Below are 22441 nucleotides of genomic sequence, written 5' to 3'. Positions count from 1 at the left end.
ATAATACAAATTTGTTACCAGGCGGCAAATAACTGCCGCATGATATAAACCAAAAGGAGGATGATTTCAATGAAAAAGAATCTGAAAAAATTAGTCGCTTTAGGATTAGTTGCGACAACAGGAACTACATTGTTAGCTGGATGTGGTGGAAGCGACAAAGGCGGAAGCAAAGATGGAAAAGTTGAGCTTGTGATGAGTGTGTGGGATTCTGACCAAGAACCGGTTATGAAACAGATGGCAGAGGCATACTCAAAAGAAAATCCAAATGTAACAGTAAAGACACAGCTTACAACATGGAATGAGTACTGGACAAAATTAGAGGCAAGCGCAACAGGTGGATCTGCTCCGGATATCATCACTATGAACGTGCTTCATGTAGAAGAATATGCAGACGCAGGAATTTTAATGGATTTAACAGATGCAGAGAAAGAGTCAGACTTAAAGGTGCATGATAATTTCCCGGCACCACTGGTAGATGGATATACAGTAGAAGGTAAATTATACGGAATCCCGAAAGATTTCGATACAAATGCCGTATTCTACAACAAAGAAATCTTTGACCAGGCAGGAGTTGCTTATCCAACAGATGGATGGACATTTGAAGATTTCAGAAAAACTTGTGAAGACTTACAAGCAGCAGGTCTTCCGGACGGAGTTTATCCGACAGCAATTAACCGTAACTCCGGACAGACTACATATGATGCAGCTGTATTCGCAAACGGTGGATATTTCTTAAATGAAGATAACACAGAAACAGGATGGGATAAAAAAGAGACAATCGAAGGTATCCAGCCATGGTTAGATCTTGTATTAGACGGACTTTCACCAACATTACAGCAGATGACAGATACAGATCCAGACAGTATGTTCCAGGGCGGACAGTTAGCAATGTACTTCTCAGGAAACTACATGATTCCTTCTTATAATAAAACATTAGAAGGAAAATACGGAATCGTAAAAAGACCTTCTTTCAATGGTGTAGATAAAGATATCATCAATGGTCTTGCATTCTCTGTATCTGCAAATACAAAACACCCAGAAGAAGCAAAAGACTTCGCATTATGGTTAGGAAGCAAAGAAGCTCAGGAAATCCAAGGAAAATCAGGTACAGTTATCTCTGCTAGAAATGACTGCCAGGAATTATTCTTAGATACACATAAAGACTTAAATCTTCAGGTATTCCTTGACAATGTACCGAACACAGAATTACTTCCTCACTGTAAAGTGACTGCAAAACTTTCTCAGGTTGAAAAAACTTACTTAGAGCAGGCTTGGCAGGGAGAAATCACATTAGAAGAGGCTTGTAAGAGCATTAAGCCAGAGGCAGATGCAATTCTTGATGAAATGAACGCAAAGTAAAGTAGGTAGATACAAATGGGCGAAGGAAAGAAAAAAGTAAGGCGGAAAGCGAGCAGACGTGAGAAGAAAGACTGGGTAGCAGGCTACGTATTTATTGCGCCGGTTACGATCGGACTTCTGATCTTCTATGTATTTCCGTTTATCCAGAACTTCTGGTTCAGTTTTAATGATGTAAACAAATTTAACATGGCAACCTTCTGCGGAATCAGCAACTATCAACGTCTGTTCCAAGAACCAGATCTGATGCTCGCCATGAAAAATACACTTTTATATGCCGTTGTGACAGTGCCGATCGGGCTGGCGCTGTCACTGTTAGTGGCATCCCTCTTAAATTCCAAGATCAAAGGAACTTCCTTTTATCGGACAATCTACTTCCTGCCATCAGTAACGATGTCAGTAGCAGTAGCACTTGTATGGAAATTGATCTTTCACGGAGATTTCGGTATTTTAAATACGGTTCTTGGAATTTTTGGAATCGAAGGGCAGAGTTGGCTTACAAACCCGCATACCGCATTGTTCTGCGTAATGATCGTGGCAATCTGGGGAAGTGTTGGTTATAATATGATCATTCTTCTTGCGGGTATGCAGGGAATTTCAAGATCTTATTATGAAGCAGCGGCAATCGACGGAGCAGGACCAGTAAAACAGTTCTTTAAGATTACAATCCCGTTACTTTCTCCAACGATCTTTTTCGTAATGATCACAGGTCTGATCGGTGCGTTCCAGGTATTCGACAGCATCTATATGATGGTCGATCCAGTAACGAACCCGGCGTTCAACAAAGTAAAGACCATGAACGTTTTGTTCTATCAGAATGCGTTTATGTATGGAGAAAAAGGTTATGCAGCAGCAATTTCTATCTTTATGTTCGCAGTGATCATGATCATCACAGTGATCCAGTTGGTCGGACAGAAGAAATGGGTAAACTACGATTAGAGGAAAGGAGGAAATACGATGAAAAAGACATCTACAAGAAATCATTTGCTTATACACATTCTTTTGATCGCAGGTATTGCAGTCACAGTATTCCCATTCCTCTGGATGGTGTTTACATCATTTAAGACATTGCCGGAATCTATGCAGATACCGCCGTCAATTTTACCGGAACATTGGCAGTTCGACTCTTATAAATATGTACTTGAGATTCTGCCGTTCGGAAAAGTATATATCAATACGATTGTGGTAACCATCATTACGGTATTGGTACAGGTTGCATTTTGTACAATGGCAGCTTATGGATTTGCAAGAATTGATTTTCCATTTAAAAATGCGATTTTCATGATCTTGTTATCTATCTTAATGGTACCGGGACAGATTTTCTTAATCCCACAGTACTTGATCATTCAGAATTTAGGATTGATCAATACCTTACCGGGTCTCTTCCTCCCGAACTTGTTCAGTGCATTTGGTACGTTCTTATTGAGACAGTTCTTTATGTCACTGCCAAAGGAATTGGAAGAAGCAGCATTGCTTGACGGATGTAACAGATTCCAGATTTTTGGAAAGATCATGCTTCCGTTAGTACAGCCAGGTATCGTAGCGCTGGTAATCTTTACAGCGAAATTTGCATGGAATGATTTCATGTGGCCATTGATCGTTAACACAGATCCGGCTAAGATGACATTAGCTCCAGCACTTTCTACACTGAAAGGACAATATGCTACAAACTACCCGGCACAGATGGCAGGTGCCGTAATGGCAGTTATTCCGATGATCGTACTGTTCTTCATCTTCCAGAAACAGTTTATCGAAGGTGTTGCACAGTCTGGTATCAAAGGCTAGAATTTAATCGAATATGTAATAGAAATATCAGAAGACGAAAAGTAAAAAATGCACGGTTTTATAATCGTGCATTTTTTGTACAAAAAAACAGTATAAAAAGCCAAGTGGGGGGGAGATGTCAATGAAAAAATTTTATTATCTTGTGAGAATGACATTTTTGGAAAAGATGGCATACACGAAAGCAGTGTGGTTTAATACGATTGGTACACTTGTGTCTATTTTCAGTTACTATTTTTTATGGAAAATTGTGTTTATGGGAGAGAATGAACTTGTTGGATTTACGATGGGGGAGATGATAACGTATGTCATTTTGTCCAAGGTTTTATCGTCACAGTTTGCAGGTGGAATTAATATGCAATTTGCAGAGTGGGTATATGAAGGAACGATTGGGACAGAACTTTTACGTCCGGTGACGTTGTTTTATACATTATTTGCACGGCGCAGTGGAGAGTTTGCATATTTTATTTTATGGAAGGGAATTCCGGTTTCTTTAATTTCTTTTTTTATATTGAGAGGAGTAGGTCCGGCAGGAGCCGGGGAATTTCTTTTGTTTTTAATTAGTGTGTTGTTGGCGCTGGTAATTTTATTTTATGTGGAATTTATGGTTGGACTAGCTTCTTTTTATACACTCAGTATGTTTGGCATGGCATTTACAAAGACTGCAGTATTGTCCATATTATCTGGCGGGGTTGTACCATTAGCTTTATTTCCGGAAGGAGTTGCAAGGGTATTTGGACTTCTTCCATTTGCGGGTATGGTATCAGTTCCGTTAAATATTTTTCTTGGGAAATATAGATTGGAAGAATGCATGGGATATATGGGACTTCAGATATTCTGGTGTATAATAATGGGAGCAATAGCTCATTTGTTGTATCATATGGTGATTCGGAAAGTGATTGTCCAAGGAGGATAGAAGAGTGAAAAGATTGAAATATTATTTTCGATTGTATCAGGAATTTTTAAGAATAGGGATGTTATGCCTTGTACAATATCCGATGGATAGTACTATTCGCTTGATTTCTATTATTGCGAGGGAAGCAGCAGGATTTCTTGGCGTATTTGCAATCGCAAATGTAGTTGGTACTCTTGGGGAGTGGAGTATATATGGTGTCTGCTTGATATTTTCCCTGGGTGCAATGACGGAGGCTATTAGCCGGGGACTTTTAGATAATGTATGGAGCATTGGGAGTTTTGTTAGGAAGGGAAAGTTGGATATTTTTTTGATACGTCCGGCTTCTGTTTTGTTTCAAATGCTGACATTTCGAATGGAATTTGCGTCGTTAGTCAGTTTTTTTCTGCCGTGCTCTTTGATGATTTGGTCGCTCGCAAAATCAGGGGTAGAGTGTTCGATTAGTTTGATCGCATTTTTAATCGAGTTTCTCGTGATGGGCACAATTTTGAATTCTTCCCTCTATTTGATTTTTAATGCGCTTAATTTCTGGCTTGTCCAGGGAAATGAGATTGCAGATCTTATACAGACTTTTCGTGAATTTGCAAAATATCCGATTAATATATTTCCGGCAGTTTTTCAAGTGCTTTTTACCGTAGTGATACCGTTCGGCTTTATTGGATATTATCCGGCAATGTATTTACTTGGGAAAACAAAGATGTGTGTACCGATGTGGCTTTTGGCAGTGACATTGCTCTTTGCGCTGGCAGCAGTGCTCATTTGGTGTTGTGGAATGAAAAAATATGATAGTACAGGTACTTAAAAGGAATGGCGAATCAGTGCTTATAATACAAATGTGATATAAATGAGAGGAATTAAGAACGGTGAAGATGATAGAAGTGCAGCATTTATGTAAGGAATATAAAAGAAAAATCGTACAGCCAGGGTTGATTGGCGGAGTGAAAGGTTTTTTGACTCCACAGTTTGATAATTTTTGTGCGGTGGATGATATTAATTTCCAGATAGAACGTGGAGAATCAGTGGGATATGTAGGTCCGAATGGAAGTGGAAAATCAACAACAATCAAAATGCTTTCAGGTGTACTTACCCCTACGTCCGGAAAAATCATTGTGGATGGGATAGAACCGATCAAGAAGCGGATCCAGAATAATAAGCAGATCGGGGTGGTGTTCGGAAATCGTTCCCAGTTATGGTGGGATGTTCCTATTATAGAGTCTTTTCGTGTTCTGCAAAGACTCTATGAAATTCCGAAACCGATATTTGATGAGAATATTGAAAAATTTCGGGATATTTTAGGACTGGAGAAACTTTTGAATGTGCCGGAGAGGCAATTATCCTTAGGACAAAGAATGCGTTGCAATATTACGGCAGCATTTTTGCATAATCCTAAAATTGTGTATTTAGATGAACCGACAATTGGATTGGATGCGGAGTCAAAACAGCGGATACGTGCATTTATCAAACAGATGAATGAGGAAAAAAAGACAACATTTATCGTTACTTCTCATGATTTCCAGGATATAGAAGCACTCTGTAAGAGAATTATCCTGATTAATAAAGGAAAAATTGTTGTGGATTCGGATATGGAGCACATCCGCAAAGAGTTTACAGAATTTAAGCGGATTACAGTGGAAGTAAAGAAAAATGCAGTGGAAATGGCTAGAAGTTCAAAAGCGGCAGGTATGAATGTTAAGGTTGTAGATGATTACCATTTAGAAATCATATATCGTCCGGAGGAAAAGAATCCAATGGAAATTATGGTAGAACTGGGAAAATATGGAGAGATTGTAGATATTTCTATTACGGGACAGGATATTGAAAGCATTATACAGAGAATTGTAACAGAGAATAATAAGGATAGAAGATAAAATGAGATTACATTCTGGCAAAACTATGCTATGATAGGGGAAACTTAAAAAATATGAGTGACAGGAGAAAAATTAAGATGAAGAAGACGGTATCGATCTTGCTTGCAATCCTTTTAGGGATGAGTATATTTGCAGGATGTGGAAAAGGGAAGGAAGAAGCCTCAAAAGATACAACGAAGACAGAAAAGGGAACAGAAGGTGGTGAAGAGAATCTTCTTACCGGAAAACATCATGTAGAAATCCAGGTGAAGGATTATGGGACGATTAAAGTGGAGCTGGATGCAGATGAAGCGCCGATCACAGTGACAAATTTTGTAAATCTTGCAAAGGAAGGTTTTTATGACGGACTGACTTTTCACAGAATTATGAGTGGATTTATGATCCAAGGCGGAGATCCAAGAGGCGATGGCACCGGAGGATCTGATCAGACGATCAAAGGTGAATTTTCTCAAAACGGAGTGGAAAACAACCTTTTACATACGAGGGGTGCGATTTCCATGGCGCGTTCTCGCGCAAACGACAGCGCAAGTTCCCAGTTCTTTATCGTCCATGAGGACAGCAAACATCTGGACGGAAGTTATGCGGCGTTTGGATATGTGACAGAAGGTATGGATGTTGTAGATAGAATCTGTGAAGATGCAGAACCGACAGACAATAACGGCACGATTCCGACAGAAGAGCAGCCGGTCATGACATCCGTGAAGGTGATAGACTAAATCTCTTGCAAGAGGGAATGGGAGAGGGAAGGAAACGATGAGAGAGACAAAGCAGGCAGAGAAAGAAACTATGCCAAAGCAGCAGCGAGGAATTACAGTGGAAATCCCGGGATATCAGAAACTGCAGATGAGGTATTTGATCCTGGATTATAATGGAACAATTGCATTGGATGGGGCATTGCAAAAAGGGGTTGCTGAGCGTTTGCAACAGCTTTCGGAACAGTTGGAAATCTATATTGTGACTGCAGATACACATGGGACTGTGAGGAAATTGTGTCAGCAACTTCCGGTACAAATACATACATTTCCGACAAGTGAAGCGGCAGAGGAAAAGCGAAAGATTGTGGAAACGCTTGGCGCTGATCACTGTGTCTGCATAGGAAACGGAAGAAATGATCTGGAAATGTGCCGAATTGCAGGGTTGTCTGTTGCTGTGATGGGAGAAGAAGGAATGTGTGGGAAACTTGGGGCAAAAGCAGATATCTGTGTGAGAAATATTACAGATGGATTGGACCTGCTTTTATATACCAAACGGTTGATTGCAACACTTCGAGGGTGAGAGTAAGAGCAGATAGAAGATTCTTTGATAAAAAAGTAACAAAACAGTAGTTTTTACCAAGAAAGTCCTTGACTATCCGAAGTAAAACAGATAAAATGATATACAGATAGCGGGGGAAACCGTTATTGGATATATAAAAGATGAACGACTTCATGGCAAAAAGTCGTATTTTTCATGTTTTATACTAAAGCAAAATATTTTTAGGAGGTCGTTTAGACATGGCAAAATGGGTTTATATGTTCACCGAAGGTGACGCAAGCATGAGAAACACTCTTGGCGGTAAAGGTGCTAACCTTGCAGAGATGACAAAGTTAGGTCTTCCAGTGCCACAGGGATTCACAATCACAACAGATGCTTGTACACAATATTATGAAGATGGAAGAAAAATTAACGATGAGATCATGGAACAGATCATGGACGCAATCGTTAAAATGGAAGAAGTTACTGGAAAGAAATTCGGTGACAAAGAAAATCCACTTCTTGTATCTGTTCGTTCTGGAGCAAGAGCTTCTATGCCAGGTATGATGGATACAATCTTAAACCTCGGATTAAATGAAGAAGTTGTCAAAGTATTAGCTGAAAAATCAGGAAATCCACGTTGGGCATGGGATTGCTATAGAAGATTTATCCAGATGTACTCTGACGTAGTTATGGAAGTCGGTAAAAAATATTTTGAAGAACTGATCGACGAGATGAAAGCTGAAAAAGGTGTAACTCAGGACGTTGACCTCACAGCAGAAGATTTACAGAAACTTGCTGAACAGTTCAAAGCTGAATATAAAGAAAAGATTGGGGAAGAATTCCCTACAGATCCAAAAGAACAGTTAATGGGTGCTGTAAAAGCTGTATTCCGTTCTTGGGATAACCCACGTGCTAACGTTTACCGTCGTGACAACGATATCCCATATTCTTGGGGAACAGCTGTAAACGTACAGATGATGGCATTCGGTAACATGGGAGAGACATCTGGTACAGGTGTTGCATTTACTCGTGACCCAGCAACAGGAGAGAAACACTTAATGGGTGAGTTCTTAATGAACGCTCAGGGTGAAGACGTTGTTGCAGGTGTTCGTACACCACAGAAGATTGACCAGTTAAAAGAAGTTATGCCAGAAGTTTACGAACAGTTCGTAGGAATCTGCAAGACTTTGGAAGATCACTACAGAGATATGCAGGATATGGAATTCACAATCGAAGATAAGAAACTCTACATGTTACAGACACGTAACGGTAAGAGAACAGCTCAGGCTGCTTTAAAGATCGCTTGTGATTTAGTAGACGAAGGAATGATCACAGAAGAGAAAGCTGTTGCAATGATCGATCCTCGTAACTTAGATACATTACTTCACCCACAGTTTGATGCTGCAGAATTAAAGAAAGCTGTACCAGTTGGAAAAGCTTTAGGAGCATCTCCAGGAGCTGCTTGCGGTAAGATTGTCTTCACAGCAGAAGATGCAAAAGAGTGGGCTGCAAGAGGAGAAAAAGTTGTTCTTGTTCGTCTTGAGACATCACCGGAAGATATTGAAGGTATGAAAGCTGCTCAGGGTATCTTAACAGTTCGTGGTGGTATGACATCTCACGCTGCCGTTGTTGCTCGTGGTATGGGTACATGCTGTGTATCTGGATGTGGTGACATCACAATGGATGAAGCAAACAAGAAATTTACATTAGCTGGAAAAGAATACCATGAAGGAGATCCAATCTCTCTTGACGGTTCTACAGGTAACATCTACGACGGAATCATCCCGACAGTAGACGCTACAATCGCTGGTGAATTCGGAAGAATCATGGGATGGGCTGATAAATATAGAACATTAGGAGTAAGAACAAATGCGGATACTCCAGCAGATGCAAGAAAAGCTCGTGAGCTTGGCGCTGAAGGTATCGGACTTTGCCGTACAGAGCATATGTTCTTCGAAGGAAACAGAATTGATGCATTCCGTGAAATGATCTGTTCTGAGACATTAGAAGAAAGAGAAGCTGCTCTTGAGAAGATCCTTCCAGAACAGCAGGGAGACTTCGAAGCTTTATATGAAGCATTAGAAGGTAATCCGGTAACAATCCGTTTCTTAGATCCACCGTTACATGAATTCGTTCCGACAACAGAGGAAGATATTAAGAAACTTGCTGATACTCAGGGAAAAACAGTTGAACAGATCAAAGCAATCATTGATTCTTTACATGAATTCAACCCAATGATGGGACATCGTGGATGCCGTCTTGCAGTTACTTATCCAGAAATCGCAAGAATGCAGACAAGAGCTGTGATCCGTGCAGCAATCAATGTACAGAAAGCACATGCTGACTGGGATGTTTGCCCAGAGATCATGATTCCGTTAATCGGAGATATCAAAGAATTAAAATATGTGAAGAAAGTTGTTGTAGAGACAGCAGATGCTGAGATCGAAGCTGCTGGTGTTGAATTAAAATACCATGTAGGTACAATGATCGAGATTCCAAGAGCTGCTCTTACAGCTGATGAGATTGCAAAAGAAGCTGATTTCTTCTGCTTCGGTACAAACGACTTAACACAGATGACATTCGGATTCTCTCGTGATGATGCTGGTAAATTCTTAGAAGGATACTACGATGCAAAAATCTTCGAGAACGATCCATTTGCAAAATTAGACCAGATCGGTGTAGGTAAATTAATGGAGACAGCTGTGAAATTAGGAAGACCGGCAAATCCAGATTTACATGTAGGTATCTGTGGAGAGCACGGTGGAGATCCAAGTTCCGTAGAATTCTGCCATAAGATTGGATTAGACTATGTATCTTGTTCACCATTCCGTGTGCCGATCGCAAGATTAGCTGCTGCACAGGCTGCAATCAATAACAAGTAATACACCGTATAGAATAGGTGTGGAAACTTAATTAGTTTCAATAACAGAACCCCTTACGCAATGAAAGCGTAAGGGGTTTTTACGGTTTCAAGGATATAGTCAATTCCAAATTCCCATATCCTCTAATAGATCCAGTGTAATCTGTGATGCAGTGCTTCCGGAGGCCTGCTGTTCTGCCTGAATATTTGTGGCAAACAAATATGTATTTTGTGAGTTTTCGATATATCCGATGAACCATCCATTTACATTTTGCCCATTGACATTACCGGTTCCTGTTTTTCCATAAAGTGTGTTTTTGCCGTGTGTAATCAGGCGGATGGAATCTTTTACGGCAGCAATATGTTCCGGATTAAAAGCAAAGGTATTTTGATAGAAATCTGTCAGCAGGCTGACTTGTTCGAAGGCAGAAATTTTTAAGGAAGACTCCATCCAGTAAGAATCAGATTGATCGATCGATTCGTTCCCATAATGAATCTGCTGTAGGTAAGAACGGATTTTGCCGTGCCCCAATTTTTTGTCGATTGTCTGGAAATACCAGTTGACCGAAGCAGACATTGCAGAGTCCAAGGTATGGTTTTTATTCCAGGCATCAAACGGATAATGATTGTGATCCCATGGGATCATGGAATCTTTTGGAGTAATAATTTTTTCTTCCAATCCGAACAGAGCACTATAGAGTTTGTAGGTAGAATCCGGGGAAATTCTTTTGTATGCCTGTTCGGGATGATAAATTTGGTAATGATCCTTTTGCAAATCGTATAATACAAAAGTACCTTCATAATCTCTGAAATAAGAAGAAAGATCAATAGTAGAAACAATGCTGTCCGAGGGATCTGGGCGGAAGGAAGTTTCCTTTGCGGCCTGCATAGACAACACAGGGGACATACTGATCAACAGTAGAGAAATCACCAGAACCAGGGCGTAGCCTTTCGCCTTTTTCCACTGTGTGGGAGCTTGATAGGAGGCGATATTAAGGATCCTCCGCTTCATCTGCGGCATCGATCCGCCAAGTCCGACAGAGAAGGAAAAGGGAGTGTGAGAAAGTGTCTCAGCAAAATTAATTAAAGCGGCACCATACTCCTGACAGGAAGTTTCGCCTAAGGTTTCCAAAACAGAAGTATCACAGGCGATTTCACGGTCGATGCGTATTTCATGAAGGACATACCAGACAGCCGGATTGAACCAGTAGAGTGCACAGAAAATATTTAGAAAAAGATTCAACAGGCCATCTTTTTGGCGATAGTGCTGCAATTCGTGCAGGAGAATGTAGCGGAGGGCACTGTGAGGATAACCGGAAATCAGACGAAGTGGAAGGTAAATGCGAGGTTGAAAAATTCCGGTAATCGCAGGTGATGGAAGAAAGGCAGTGGTATAGACGGGGATGTTCCGCGTAATACCAAGCTCTTTCAGGCAGCTTATATACAAAGAAGAAATTTCAGCATTTTCCAGAGGAAGTGCTGTACTGCTTAAGTGATATAGCTGCCGGACAGAACGGATAAAAAAAATGAACATGATCCCAATCCCTGTGCACCATAGCAAAAAAAGAATCTGTCCTGCAATGGAAGGAACCTGCCTGCTCATAGATATTGTAAAATCATTCATCCATTCAGAAGTGTTTGAAAATGTGGAAGAAAGAGGGCTGTCTGTGAGAGGGTGATGGGCAAATCCTTTCTGGGAGGAAAATGTACTGAAAAATGAAGAAATTTGTGCGGGCAGAGAAAAAGAGCATACCGGGACAAAAGGAACAAGCAGGAAAAAGAAGAGAAGGAACCAAAGATGGTACTGCATTTGACTGGAGAGTGTCCTGCGAAATATCCATTTGCAGAATGCAAGTATCCCGATGAAAATTCCAAGAAACAAGTTTGACAGAAGAAAACGAATCATAAAATCAGCCATGTTACTGTCCTCCTTTGCCGTTGGAAAGAATAGAACGAAGAGTAGCGATTTCACTGTCTGATAATCGGTCATTTTCAATGTAGGAAGACAGCATAGCGGTGATATCACCATTATAATAGCGATTCAAAAAAGAAGAACTTTCCTGACAAATGTATTCATTTTCCTTTACCAGTGGTGAGTAGACAAAAATACGTCCGTGCTTTTCGTAGGAAAGAGCTCCCTTTGTCGTAAGGCGCTTAATCAGGGTTTGGATTGTTTTGGGGCTCCAGGAAGTAGTACGTGTGAGTTTTTCAGTAATCTCATTTGTATTGATCGGTGCGTATTTCCATACGATTTTCATAACTTCATATTCGGCTTCTGAAATTTGTGGCAATTTTTTCATAGTAATCCTCCAAATCTTACATATGTAATAAAAATATTATAAAGGAGAGAGAAAAAAAAGTCAAATAGCAGGTGACAGGTAGAAGTGGCAGGATGCGTATGTGAAATAAAAATAAGAAGATATACAAAAAGTCTGAAAAATTAAGACAAAAGTTAATATTTATGTAAAAATGTCGAAATAACATTAGTTTTAGAAAGAAAAAAGAAGAAAAAATATACAAAATAAATAAAAATAAAATGTATAGAATAAAAAAATAGACAAAATACACAACAAATGTTATATTGACAGTATCAGAAAAATCGGAATAAAGGAGGAAGTGGATATGAAGAGAAAGCAATTAGCAGCATTGGGACTGGCAATTGTTATGGCAGTGGGGACTGTTGGCACATCGGGCATCACTGTTATGGCTGCAGAGACACAGACAGCAGGTACGGAAGCGGAAAAAGAAAGTCAGAATGCGGAAGCTGAGTCTCAGACACAGGAAGATCTCTCTGCACCACAGCAAGACGAACAACAAACACAGCAGCCGGTGGTTGGAGAAGAGCAAGATCAGCAACCGGTAACGGGAGAAGAACTTCAGACACAACAGCCGGAGAAGGAAGAACAACAAGAGGTACAGCAGCCAGAGACTGAAAGTGATCAGGAAGTACAGCAGCCGGGGCTCGGACAGAATAAGGAAGAAAAAGAGAGCATGACGGAAGCTGAATTTATTGCAATGGTGCAGGCAGAAGTGGATGGACTTTTGGCAGATGCAGATGAGGTTATTTTTGGACCTTTGATGTATACGGAACAGTCATGGAAGGTATATGAAGCTGCGAAAGCGGAGATGCTGGCACTTCGCGCAGATCCAATGAAATATTATGATCCAGATGGAACACAGATTTATGGAATTTTTGAACGTTTTGTCAATGCTGTAAATGGTCTTGAACTCATTCCAGAGGTGGTAGACAAATCGGAACTTTATGAATTGATTGCGTTGGCAGATCAGGTTGTATCACAGGCAGAAGTATATGCTCCGGATTATATTCAAGCTTTGAAGAATGTACTTGCAACGATTGACAGAAATAAGATCGAAGCGATGACGCAAGCAGAGACGGCTCAGGCAGTGGCAATGTTGAAGCAGTTGTTACAGACGCCGGTCGTTTCAGAAAGTGGAGTGATAAAGCTCATAGAGGAATCTCGTCAGATGCTGGAACAGTTAAAAGTTTCCGGTCTGTATGCAGATCAGGATCTGGCTACAATTCAAACATTGCTTGATGAAGCACAAAAGGCTGCCGACAGTGCGAACTGGAATGAAGCAATAGAAAAGCTGAATATGGCAAATCAGAAAATGACAGAGATCCCAATGTCTGCTGAGAAAATAAAAGAGGCATTGGCAGGTAAAGTTGCAGATAAAGAATACAAAGATTTGTATGAAGATATTAAAGCACACCCAGAAAATTATGATAAGAATACAACAGGATTTTATGTCGAGTCTTATGATCAGGCAAAAGCTCTTTCTGTATCCAATGAGACAGACGTGGAGAAACTGTATGAGGCATTACAGCAGATAGAGTTTGCGAAGAGTACTGTTATGAAATTGGAAGATTCTATGAAGAATTTCATGGAAGATATGGAAAAGATTCTTGAATCCGAGAGAAAAAATGTCGGCAAAGCCGGAGGCTTTACAAAAGAGGACTTTGACAAGATGGAGGCGCTTTACAATGAGTTGAAGGAACTTCTTGCAAATCCGGATACAGAGAAGGCTGTGCTCCAGGAGAGAGTGGAAGCACTGAATAATCTTCTTGTAACGGCGGAGAGGATTGAGAAAGAGGAAACAGTAGATCCGGAACAAAAACCAGAGCAAAAGCCGGAACAGAAGCCAGAGCAGAAACCGAATAAAGAAGAGGAAAAGAACGAGGACAAAAAGAAGAAATCTGAGGCTCCAAAAACAGGAGATCCGGCTTCGATTCTTGGATTAGGAGTAATGTTAATCGGAAGTGGAATTGCAGGAGCAGTAGGACTTAGAAAAAAATCCGAAGATTCTGAAGAATAGCGGAACGGATTTCAAGCAGGATAAAATGAATTATTAAAAGAAGAGCATGTCTGTGAGTATTTGCAGACATGTTCTTTTTTCGTTATAAGAAGTTTTAGGAAACTTCAAACAAAAAACAGAAAAAATTATAAAAAACATCGTTATTAACAGAAAAATATGTTATAATTTGTATAAAATATCCATATGAAAATAGATGAAATAGCTTTGTTTGTGTTTTGGAATCATATTTTCGGAGCGCAGGGAATCGTTTTTTAAATGGACTAAAGAAGGTGAAAATATGGGAAAGAAACAACCGTTGTATCAAAGTTTCAGGTATGCGTTTGAAGGCATTTTTACCGGGATCAGGAAGGAGCGGAATATGAAGATCCATTGTCTAGGAGTTATCTGTGTGACTGCGGCAGGATTTTTCTTTGATATTTCTGCAACAGAGTGGTGTATCTGTCTGATTTTGTTTGGTCTGATTCTTGGTTTGGAACTTGTAAATACTGCGGTGGAGGCAGTAGTTGATCTTGTGACCGAAGAGAAAAAGCCGCTTGCAAAGCTGGCGAAAGATACTGCGGCAGGTGCAGTTCTGATTGCAGCTATCATGGCAGCATTTGCAGGAGTGATTATTTTTTTGCCGAAGGCGGCACAACTTTTTGTGGGATAAGACAGGGTATCTGGAAAAGATAGACATAAGGAGGAAATTTTTATGGAGAAACTTGGAGAAAATGTAAAGAAATTATTGTTGGCAGGAATCGGAGCAGCAGCAGTGACAGCAGAGAAATCAAAGGAACTTCTGGATGAGATGGTAAAAAAAGGGGAGCTGACTGTGGAGCAGGGAAAGGTGTTAAATGAAGAGTTAAAACATAATCTCAAAAAGACGGTACAGGAGAATGTCCATAAAGCAGAAAAGCAGACTTCCACAGAAGAAGTGGATGATCTGCTGGAAAAATTATCACCGGAACAGCTGGAAGAATTGAAAAAGAAACTATATGTTACAGAAGGTGACGGTGAGAAAGACGACTGTGATGACAGAGCAGAATGAGGTTGTAGATGAGCAAAGAAGAATCCAGAGAATACAGGACAAGATTAAAAGAAATGACTGCAATTTTGCATCGCCATGAGATTTCCAAAGGAATTTCACCGGAGAAGCTTCGCTTGATTTTGGAGGATCTTGGTCCTACTTTTATTAAATTAGGACAAATTATGTCCATGCATTCAGATATTTTACCAAAAAGATACTGTGATGAGCTGATGAGGCTTCGCTCAGAAGTAGCTCCGATGAACTTCGCAGAGGTGGAGGAAGTACTAAAGTCTGCCTATGGATGTCCGTGGGAAGAGATTTTTGCATCCATAGAGGAGAAACCGCTTGGTTCAGCATCCATCGCTCAGGTGCACCGTGCTGTTTTAAAAGACGGTAAGCAAGTTGTGATCAAAGTACAGCGCAGAGGGATTTATGAGAAGATGGCGAGGGATATTGGATTGCTGCACCGCGCAGTGAAGCTGGTTCCCCCGGTGAGTCTGAAAGAACTGGTAGATCTTGATATGGTGCTCGATGAGTTGTGGGCTGTGACAAGGGAGGAGATGAATTTTCTGACAGAGGCTTCCAATATGGAAGAGTTTGCCCGGAGAAATAAAGGGATTCTGTTTGTGAAAGTTCCAGAACTTTATCAGGAGTACACAAATCAGCATGTGCTTGTTATGGAACATATTGACGGGTGGAGCATCGATGATAAAGCAGCATTAAAAGAGAATGGATACGATCTGGAAGAAATTGGAACAAAACTGATCGATAATTATATCAAACAAGTAATGGATGATGGATTCTTTCACGCAGATCCTCACTCTGGAAATGTAAAGGTTTGTGGTGGTAAAATTGTATGGATTGATATGGGGATGATGGGACGGCTGACTGAACGTGACAGAAAACTGGTCGGTAAGGCTGTACAAGGTGTTGCGCTGGGGGATGTAGGAATGATTCAGGAGGCAGTTTTGGCGCTTGGAGAATTTCGGGATAAGCCGGATCAGAGCAGACTTTATGAGGACATCAGTGCACTTCTCGCCAAATATGGTACGACGGATATGGGCAGCATTGATGTGGCAGAAGTGATGGTAGATCTGATGGAAGTGATGAAAGAGAACCGGATCATCATGCCCCATGGTCTGACAATGTTGGCGCGTGGACTGACACATATGGAGGGGGTGCTGGCAGACATTGCCCCGGAGATCAATATGGTAGAGATTGCCTCCAGACATATGGCAGGGAAAATTTTCACAGAGAAGGACTGGAAAAGTGAATTGAAAAATGGAGGCAGAAGTTTTTACCGGTCCATTCACAAAGCGCTGGATCTACCTTCCCTTGTGGCAGATTTGATTCAGGGAAATTTGAGAGGACAGACAAAGATCAATCTCGATCTTCATGTATCTGGGGAACTGGAGCGATTGCTTCGGAGACTTGTGAGAAATATTGTGATGGGGTTGTGGGTGATGGCACTTTTGATCAGCTCCAGCATTATCTGTACGACGAATATGAAACCAAAAATATGGGGGATTCCGGCACTTGGTGCGTTTGGGTATGTCAGTGCATTTCTCATTGTGATGTATGTATTTTTGAAACATATTTTTTCAAAGAAATAGAGGAAATACAGCAAGAGACAACTAAAAAAGAATGGTTTGCACATTATTGATAAGAAAATAACGTACAGACCATTTATTTTTGTCAAAACAGGTGTCTTGTCACTTGTAAAGGACGGTGCTATAATGGTAGGAACTGAGGTGGAGAAGAGGATAGGAGAAGACAGAATGAAAATAGTAGAAGAGATTAAAAAATGGAAACAAAAGAAAAATGCAGTCATCCTTGCCCATTATTATGTGAATCCAGAGATACAGGAGATTGCAGATTATATTGGTGATTCATTTTATTTAAGTAAAGTTGCAGTTGGGTTAAAAGAACAGACAATCGTATTTTGCGGCGTTTCTTTCATGGGAGAAAGCGCGAAGATATTAAATCCAAAGAAGACCGTGCTGATGCCGGATCTGACTGCGGATTGTGCAATGGCACATATGGCAGATGCAGAGACCATTCAGAAGATGAGAGAAAAATATGAGGATCTGGCAGTTGTATGTTATATCAATTCTACTGCAGAGTTAAAGAGACATTCGGATGTCTGTGTAACTTCCGCAAATGCAGTGCAGATTGTAAAGGCATTGCCAAATAAACGTATTTTCTTTATTCCGGATAAAAATCTGGCGAGATATGTGGCAGAACAGGTGCCGGAGAAGGAATTTGTATTTAATAACGGATATTGCCCAGTGCATGAGCATATGCAGTTAGAGGAGATCAAGAAAGCAAAAGAGCAACATCCGCAGGCGGAGATTCTCACACATCCGGAATGTCCGGAGGCTGTGTGTGCGATTTCGGATTATATCGGAAGTACATCCGGAATTATTGCATATGCGGCAAAAAGCTCTTGCAAAGAGTTTATTGTCTGTACAGAAAATGGGGTGCGCTATGAATTGGAGAAGCAGAATCCAGATAAGAAATTTTATTTTGCAGAGACGGAACCGGTTTGTCCGGATATGAAGCTGATCACACTGGAAAAAATTCTTCATGTGTTGCAGACAGGTGAAAATGAAGTTCACATCACAGAAGATCTGCGTAAAGAATCAGGAAAGACACTGGAGCGGATGTTAGAACTCGCGAAATAAGAGGAAATGAACGTAGGAAAAAGTAAAGACAGAGGAACTGGAGGAAAAAGAGATGGAGATAAGTGCAGACATAGTTGTAGTGGGAACTGGAGTAGGAGGTTTATTCAGCACACTTTGGCTGCCGGAGGAGAAACAAGTCGTACTGATCACGAAATCGGATTTGGAGAGCAGTGATTCTTTTCTTGCGCAGGGAGGAATCTGCGTACTCCGAGATGAAAAGGATTACGAGAGCTTTTTTGAAGATACGATGAAAGCAGGGCATTATGAGAACCGAAAGGAATCCGTAGATCTGATGATACGAAAATCCAGAGAGATTATTGACGATCTGATTGGATTTGGAGTTGATTTTGAACAGGAAGACGGTTGTTTGAAGTATACGAGAGAAGGGGCACATTCGTGTCCACGTATTTTATTTCACAAGGATATTACCGGAAAAGAAATTACAAGTAAGTTGCTGGAACGTGTAAAAGAGCGGAAAAATGTGACAATCTTTGAGTATACAACAATGACGGATATTCTTGAGGAAGATGGCAAATGTACTGGAATTCTTGCAGAAAATGAACAAGGGACATTGCATATCCATGCAGCAGATACCATTCTTGCAAGTGGTGGAATCGGCGGGACTTATCAGCATTCGACAAACTTTCCGCATTTGACCGGAGATGCGATCCGAATCGCAAAGAAACACGAAGTGCGGTTGGAACATCTGGACTATGTGCAGATCCATCCGACGACATTGTATTCGAAAAAACCAGGAAGACGCTTTCTGATCTCGGAGTCAGTGAGAGGAGAAGGGGCAGTGCTGTACAATAAGAAGCATGAGCGTTTTGTCAATGAATTGCTTCCGCGGGATGTTGTGACAAAGGCGATCCACGAAGAAATGGAAAAAGATGGAACAGATTACGTATGGCTTTCGATGGAACATATTCCAAAAGAAACAATCCTCGGGCACTTTCCAAATATTTATCAGAGGTGTCTGGAGGAAGGATACGATGTGACAAAAGAATGTATTCCGGTTGTGCCTGCACAGCACTACTTCATGGGAGGTATCTGGGTAGATCTGGACAGCCAGACTTCGATGGAACATCTTTATGCAGTAGGGGAGACAAGTTGTAACGGTGTGCACGGGGCGAATAGACTGGCGAGCAATTCGCTGCTGGAAAGTCTTGTATTTGCTAAGCGGGCAGCGACAAAGATCTCCGGAAAATCTGAGAAAAGATATCGATAAAGAATCAAAAGATAAGAAAATCAATCAGAGCAGTTGTGATATGAAATAGATATGGGAGGTAAACAACATGAATAAGATTACAATGACACTTCAGGTGGATCACCTGATTCTGGAAGCGCTGAAAGAAGATATTTCAAGCGAAGATGTGACGACCAATGCGGTGATGAAAGAAGCTGTAAAAGGGGAAGTAGAATTGATCTGCAAGCAGGATGGGATTATTGCAGGATTGGAAATTTTTGAAAGAGTATTTAAATTGCTTGATGCAGAGACGGAAGTAACATTTTTCTGCAAAGATGGGGACAAGGTGACAAATGGACAGTTGATGGGAAAAGTGACAGGAGATATCCGTGTACTTCTTTCTGGAGAGCGTGTTGCGTTAAATTATCTTCAGAGGATGAGTGGGATTGCATCTTATACACGTTCGGTTGCCGATCTTTTAGAAGGTACAGATACAAAATTGCTTGATACGAGAAAAACAACACCGAATATGAGAATTTTTGAGAAATATGCAGTCCGTGTCGGAGGAGGGTATAATCACCGCTATAATTTGTCTGACGGAGTGCTGTTGAAAGATAACCATATTGGGGCGGCGGGCAGTGTGACTGCGGCAGTGAAAATGGCGAAAGAATACGCTCCGTTTGTTCGAAAGATAGAAGTGGAAGTAGAAAATCTTGATATGGTGAAGGAAGCAGTGGAAGCTGGGGCAGATATCATTATGCTTGACAATATGTCAACAGAAGAGATGCAGAAGGCAATAAGCATCATCGACGGACGTGCTGAGACAGAATGTTCCGGAAATGTGACAAAAGAAAACATCGGTCGTCTGACTTCTCTTGGAATTGACTATATTTCCAGTGGAGCATTGACACATTCTGCTCCAATCCTGGATATTTCCCTGAAAAATCTTCACGCGTTAGAAAATGCGTAAGTGGAATTAAGAAGGAGATGGAGGGAACAGGTTGCAAGGGACAGAGAGAAGAGAACAGATCATTCACGAAATCCGTGAGAGTACTGCACCGGTATCTGGGAAAAAGCTGGCAGCCCTCTACAATGTGAGCCGTCAGGTGATCGTGCAGGATATTGCGTTGATCCGGGCGGCAGGTTATGATATTCTTTCTACAAACAGAGGATATATTTTGCAGACACCGGCAACAGTCAGCCGTGTGTTTAAAGTAAATCATACGGATGAGCAGCTGGAAGAAGAGCTTTGTTCGATTGTAGATATGGGCGGTTGTGTAGAAAATGTAATGATCAATCATAGGGTATATGGACATATGGAAGCAGAATTACATATTAATTCCAGAAGGAAGGTTATGGAATTCATCGGTGATATCAAAAGTGGAAAATCAAGTCCTCTGAAAAATATCACCTCGAACTATCATTATCACAAAGTAAGTGCAGACAGTGAAGAAACGTTGGATATGATAGAAGAGGTATTGCGGCAGAAGGAAATTTTGATTGAAACAGCTTAAAAAGCAGAGAGGAAATGGACAAAGATGTCTGTTTCCTCTTTTGTGTGTGGAGAGTATAGAAAAAATGTAAGGGAAAAGAAAATGACGAAAACAGGCAGCTGTGTTATAATTTACCAAAAGAAGCAGAAAGAAGGTAGAAAACGAGATGCGGATTTTGATTGCAGAGGATGAAAGAGATTTAAATAAGATTCTGGCGCAGCGGCTGATAGCAGAGCATTACAGTGTCGATTCCTGTATGGATGGGGAGGCGGCTCTTGATTATCTTGCAGGGGCAGAGTACGATGTTGTAATTCTTGATATTATGATGCCAAAAAAGGATGGGTTATCAGTACTTCGGGAAATTCGCCAGAAAAATAAACATGTCCCGGTGCTTCTTTTGACGGCAAAAGACAGTGTTGAGGACCGGGTGCGGGGATTGGATGCAGGTGCCAATGATTATCTCGTGAAGCCATTTGCATTTGAGGAATTACTTGCAAGGATCCGGGTACTTTTGAGGCGGCCTGAGAAATCAGAGGATTCGTGTTATAGAGAAGGCGGTTTGGAAGTTCATGTAGATACGCATCAGGTATTTCGGGATGGGAAGGAAATCCAGCTGTCCGGCAAGGAGTTTGCCTTGCTACGCTATATGATTCAGAACAAAGGAATTGTATTGTCGCGGGAAAAATTGGAGCAGCACTTGTGGAATTATGATTATGCGGGCGGTTCTAATGTGATTGATGTATACATTCGCTATTTGCGAAAAAAGATTGACGAACCGTTCAAGGAAAAATTGATCCATACAGTTCGTGGCGCCGGATATGTGCTGAAGGAGAAAGTGTCAACTACCCACGATCTAAAGGCCATGGGCTTGTAACTGCCCAGTCGTACTAACGACTTACGTCTCCGACCTTTAACCCCAATAGATATTGCTATCTAAAGTGGCGTTACATCATAGGGTGGTTGACAACACCCTTTGTAACAAAGTTTACTCTGTTACAACTGTATCAGGTACTTGGCTATCAACAAGATAATTTATTCCCATACGATACAGATTCATCGCTCCTATACGGTCATCATTGGACTTATAGCCACAGTTTTTACAAGTAAACAAATGTATCTTCTTGTTACGGTTGGCCTTTTCAGTATGTCCACAAATAGGACAACACTGGCTTGTATAATGAGGGTCTACCTTAATTACAGAAGACTGATTTTGCTTAGCCTTGTAAATTAGTTTCTGTTCTAAATCATAGAACGACCACGATACAGAAACATAAAAGTCTTTGGTTTTGACACGCTCTGTAGCATTACGAATACCCGACAAATCTTCTAATACAAAGAGTGTATGCTTTGGGTTGTTCTCAACGAGTGCCTTTGATACACAATGGTTAACATCTTGCATCCAACGGTTTTCTCGATGACCAATAGCTTTTAATCTTCGTCTTGAAGATGGAGTTTGTCGCATTTGGAGTTTTTTACGAAGTTTGGAATAGTTAGCACGTTTCTGCTTGATAGCTTTTCCACTAACAAATCCAGACTTGTGATTACTGTCATAGGTTGCAACAACGAAGTTAATACCTCTGTCAATGCCTACGACATTACAAATGTCAGAAATATTACTTTCTTCGATATCATAAGTTACTGGTATGTGAAGATAATATTTCCCATGTTTGTTTGTGAGCTTAGCTGTACCAAACTTATAGATTGTGTGGTCAAAATATTTAG

The 22441-nt window shown here is 40.8% G+C and carries 21 protein-coding genes; 18 read left to right on the top strand and 3 right to left on the bottom strand.

Annotation, left to right across the window (positions count from 1 at the left end):
* Positions 1 to 69 precede the first annotated feature (69 nt).
* The 9 genes from EDD74_RS01045 (at position 70) to ppdK (ending at position 10037) form a co-directional block, all read left to right on the top strand.
* On the top strand, positions 70 to 1359 hold the full coding sequence (locus EDD74_RS01045) for an ABC transporter substrate-binding protein (RefSeq protein WP_016439293.1): 1290 nt from the start codon (positions 70 to 72) through the stop codon (positions 1357 to 1359).
* A gap of 15 nt (positions 1360 to 1374) precedes the next feature.
* Positions 1375 to 2295: a carbohydrate ABC transporter permease gene (locus tag EDD74_RS01040; RefSeq protein ID WP_008976336.1), complete on the top strand. Its 921-nt coding sequence runs from the start codon at positions 1375 to 1377 to the stop codon at positions 2293 to 2295.
* 18 nt (positions 2296 to 2313) lie between these two features.
* Positions 2314 to 3141 carry a carbohydrate ABC transporter permease gene (locus tag EDD74_RS01035; RefSeq protein ID WP_008976335.1) on the top strand — a complete coding sequence of 276 codons (828 nt, stop codon included), beginning with the start codon at positions 2314 to 2316 and terminating at the stop codon, positions 3139 to 3141.
* Between the two features lie 121 nt (positions 3142 to 3262).
* A complete protein-coding gene (locus tag EDD74_RS01030) occupies positions 3263 to 4054 on the top strand; it encodes an ABC transporter permease (protein WP_116441800.1) in 792 nt (263 codons plus the stop codon).
* 4 nt (positions 4055 to 4058) lie between these two features.
* Positions 4059 to 4853 carry an ABC transporter permease gene (locus tag EDD74_RS01025; protein ID WP_116441801.1) on the top strand — a complete coding sequence of 265 codons (795 nt, stop codon included), beginning with the start codon at positions 4059 to 4061 and terminating at the stop codon, positions 4851 to 4853.
* 67 nt (positions 4854 to 4920) lie between these two features.
* Positions 4921 to 5919, top strand: a complete 999-nt coding sequence (locus EDD74_RS01020; protein ID WP_116442490.1) for an ABC transporter ATP-binding protein — start codon at positions 4921 to 4923, stop codon at positions 5917 to 5919.
* A 77-nt stretch (positions 5920 to 5996) separates the two neighbouring features.
* Entirely contained in the window at positions 5997 to 6635 is a 639-nt protein-coding gene (locus tag EDD74_RS01015; protein ID WP_116441802.1) for a peptidylprolyl isomerase, read from the top strand.
* A 37-nt stretch (positions 6636 to 6672) separates the two neighbouring features.
* The gene (locus tag EDD74_RS01010) at positions 6673 to 7194 is read left to right on the top strand and encodes an HAD family hydrolase (protein ID WP_008976329.1); all 522 of its coding nucleotides are present in this window, start codon (positions 6673 to 6675) and stop codon (positions 7192 to 7194) included.
* A 218-nt stretch (positions 7195 to 7412) separates the two neighbouring features.
* Entirely contained in the window at positions 7413 to 10037 is a 2625-nt protein-coding gene (ppdK, locus tag EDD74_RS01005) for a pyruvate, phosphate dikinase (protein ID WP_009262822.1), read from the top strand.
* 99 nt (positions 10038 to 10136) lie between these two features.
* Here the strand turns inward: ppdK and EDD74_RS01000 are convergent, their stop codons facing one another.
* Entirely contained in the window at positions 10137 to 11921 is a 1785-nt protein-coding gene (locus tag EDD74_RS01000) for a BlaR1 family beta-lactam sensor/signal transducer (protein ID WP_330572307.1), read from the bottom strand.
* Positions 11922 to 11934: 13 nt separating this feature from the next.
* Entirely contained in the window at positions 11935 to 12315 is a 381-nt protein-coding gene (locus tag EDD74_RS00995; protein ID WP_008976326.1) for a BlaI/MecI/CopY family transcriptional regulator, read from the bottom strand.
* A gap of 322 nt (positions 12316 to 12637) precedes the next feature.
* Here EDD74_RS00995 and EDD74_RS00990 point away from each other — a divergent pair, with 322 nt between their 5' ends.
* The 9 genes from EDD74_RS00990 (at position 12638) to EDD74_RS00950 (ending at position 21593) form a co-directional block, all read left to right on the top strand.
* Positions 12638 to 14350 (top strand): hypothetical protein, encoded by a 1713-nt coding sequence (locus EDD74_RS00990; RefSeq protein ID WP_116441804.1) that lies wholly within the window; start codon positions 12638 to 12640, stop codon positions 14348 to 14350.
* Between the two features lie 277 nt (positions 14351 to 14627).
* Entirely contained in the window at positions 14628 to 14999 is a 372-nt protein-coding gene (locus EDD74_RS00985; protein ID WP_008976324.1) for a diacylglycerol kinase family protein, read from the top strand.
* A 42-nt stretch (positions 15000 to 15041) separates the two neighbouring features.
* The gene (locus EDD74_RS00980) at positions 15042 to 15377 is read left to right on the top strand and encodes a phasin family protein (protein WP_008976323.1); all 336 of its coding nucleotides are present in this window, start codon (positions 15042 to 15044) and stop codon (positions 15375 to 15377) included.
* Between the two features lie 8 nt (positions 15378 to 15385).
* Positions 15386 to 16969 (top strand): ABC1 kinase family protein, encoded by a 1584-nt coding sequence (locus EDD74_RS00975; protein ID WP_008976322.1) that lies wholly within the window; start codon positions 15386 to 15388, stop codon positions 16967 to 16969.
* A 165-nt stretch (positions 16970 to 17134) separates the two neighbouring features.
* A complete protein-coding gene (gene nadA / locus EDD74_RS00970) occupies positions 17135 to 18040 on the top strand; it encodes a quinolinate synthase NadA (protein WP_016440131.1) in 906 nt (301 codons plus the stop codon).
* A gap of 52 nt (positions 18041 to 18092) precedes the next feature.
* A complete protein-coding gene (locus EDD74_RS00965; RefSeq protein WP_116441805.1) occupies positions 18093 to 19268 on the top strand; it encodes an L-aspartate oxidase in 1176 nt (391 codons plus the stop codon).
* Between the two features lie 67 nt (positions 19269 to 19335).
* On the top strand, positions 19336 to 20196 hold the full coding sequence (gene nadC / locus EDD74_RS00960) for a carboxylating nicotinate-nucleotide diphosphorylase (RefSeq protein WP_009262814.1): 861 nt from the start codon (positions 19336 to 19338) through the stop codon (positions 20194 to 20196).
* A 31-nt stretch (positions 20197 to 20227) separates the two neighbouring features.
* Positions 20228 to 20740 carry a transcription repressor NadR gene (locus tag EDD74_RS00955; RefSeq protein ID WP_008976318.1) on the top strand — a complete coding sequence of 171 codons (513 nt, stop codon included), beginning with the start codon at positions 20228 to 20230 and terminating at the stop codon, positions 20738 to 20740.
* Positions 20741 to 20885: 145 nt separating this feature from the next.
* The gene (locus EDD74_RS00950; RefSeq protein ID WP_116441806.1) at positions 20886 to 21593 is read left to right on the top strand and encodes a response regulator transcription factor; all 708 of its coding nucleotides are present in this window, start codon (positions 20886 to 20888) and stop codon (positions 21591 to 21593) included.
* A gap of 111 nt (positions 21594 to 21704) precedes the next feature.
* On the opposite strand, the gene EDD74_RS00945 is transcribed toward EDD74_RS00950, so the two are convergent.
* A partial coding sequence (locus tag EDD74_RS00945; protein ID WP_132038437.1) for an RNA-guided endonuclease TnpB family protein occupies positions 21705 to 22441 on the bottom strand: 737 nt, incomplete at its 5' end.

Origin of the sequence: Faecalimonas umbilicata, assembly GCF_004346095.1 — a bacterium.
Taxonomy (GTDB): domain Bacteria; phylum Bacillota; class Clostridia; order Lachnospirales; family Lachnospiraceae; genus Faecalimonas; species Faecalimonas umbilicata.
The sequence above is the reverse complement of the archived record's forward strand: the minus strand, read 5'-3'. Positions and strand labels throughout refer to the sequence as shown.

Bases quoted from the DNA above. Each gene is read 5' to 3' on its own strand.
- EDD74_RS00990 (WP_116441804.1), top strand. From the start codon at position 12,638: ATGAAGAGAAAGCAATTAGCAGCATTGGGACTGGCAATTGTTATGGCA.
- EDD74_RS00995 (WP_008976326.1), bottom strand. From the start codon at position 12,315: ATGAAAAAATTGCCACAAATTTCAGAAGCCGAATATGAAGTTATGAAA.
- EDD74_RS00980 (WP_008976323.1), top strand. From the start codon at position 15,042: ATGGAGAAACTTGGAGAAAATGTAAAGAAATTATTGTTGGCAGGAATC.
- EDD74_RS00985 (WP_008976324.1), top strand. From the start codon at position 14,628: ATGGGAAAGAAACAACCGTTGTATCAAAGTTTCAGGTATGCGTTTGAA.
- EDD74_RS01020 (WP_116442490.1), top strand. From the start codon at position 4,921: ATGATAGAAGTGCAGCATTTATGTAAGGAATATAAAAGAAAAATCGTA.
- ppdK (WP_009262822.1), top strand. From the start codon at position 7,413: ATGGCAAAATGGGTTTATATGTTCACCGAAGGTGACGCAAGCATGAGA.
- EDD74_RS01045 (WP_016439293.1), top strand. From the start codon at position 70: ATGAAAAAGAATCTGAAAAAATTAGTCGCTTTAGGATTAGTTGCGACA.
- EDD74_RS01035 (WP_008976335.1), top strand. From the start codon at position 2,314: ATGAAAAAGACATCTACAAGAAATCATTTGCTTATACACATTCTTTTG.
- EDD74_RS01040 (WP_008976336.1), top strand. From the start codon at position 1,375: ATGGGCGAAGGAAAGAAAAAAGTAAGGCGGAAAGCGAGCAGACGTGAG.
- nadA (WP_016440131.1), top strand. From the start codon at position 17,135: ATGAAAATAGTAGAAGAGATTAAAAAATGGAAACAAAAGAAAAATGCA.
- EDD74_RS01030 (WP_116441800.1), top strand. From the start codon at position 3,263: ATGAAAAAATTTTATTATCTTGTGAGAATGACATTTTTGGAAAAGATG.
- nadC (WP_009262814.1), top strand. From the start codon at position 19,336: ATGAATAAGATTACAATGACACTTCAGGTGGATCACCTGATTCTGGAA.
- EDD74_RS01015 (WP_116441802.1), top strand. From the start codon at position 5,997: ATGAAGAAGACGGTATCGATCTTGCTTGCAATCCTTTTAGGGATGAGT.
- EDD74_RS00975 (WP_008976322.1), top strand. From the start codon at position 15,386: ATGAGCAAAGAAGAATCCAGAGAATACAGGACAAGATTAAAAGAAATG.
- EDD74_RS00950 (WP_116441806.1), top strand. From the start codon at position 20,886: ATGCGGATTTTGATTGCAGAGGATGAAAGAGATTTAAATAAGATTCTG.
- EDD74_RS00965 (WP_116441805.1), top strand. From the start codon at position 18,093: ATGGAGATAAGTGCAGACATAGTTGTAGTGGGAACTGGAGTAGGAGGT.
- EDD74_RS01000 (WP_330572307.1), bottom strand. From the start codon at position 11,921: ATGATTCGTTTTCTTCTGTCAAACTTGTTTCTTGGAATTTTCATCGGG.
- EDD74_RS01010 (WP_008976329.1), top strand. From the start codon at position 6,673: ATGAGAGAGACAAAGCAGGCAGAGAAAGAAACTATGCCAAAGCAGCAG.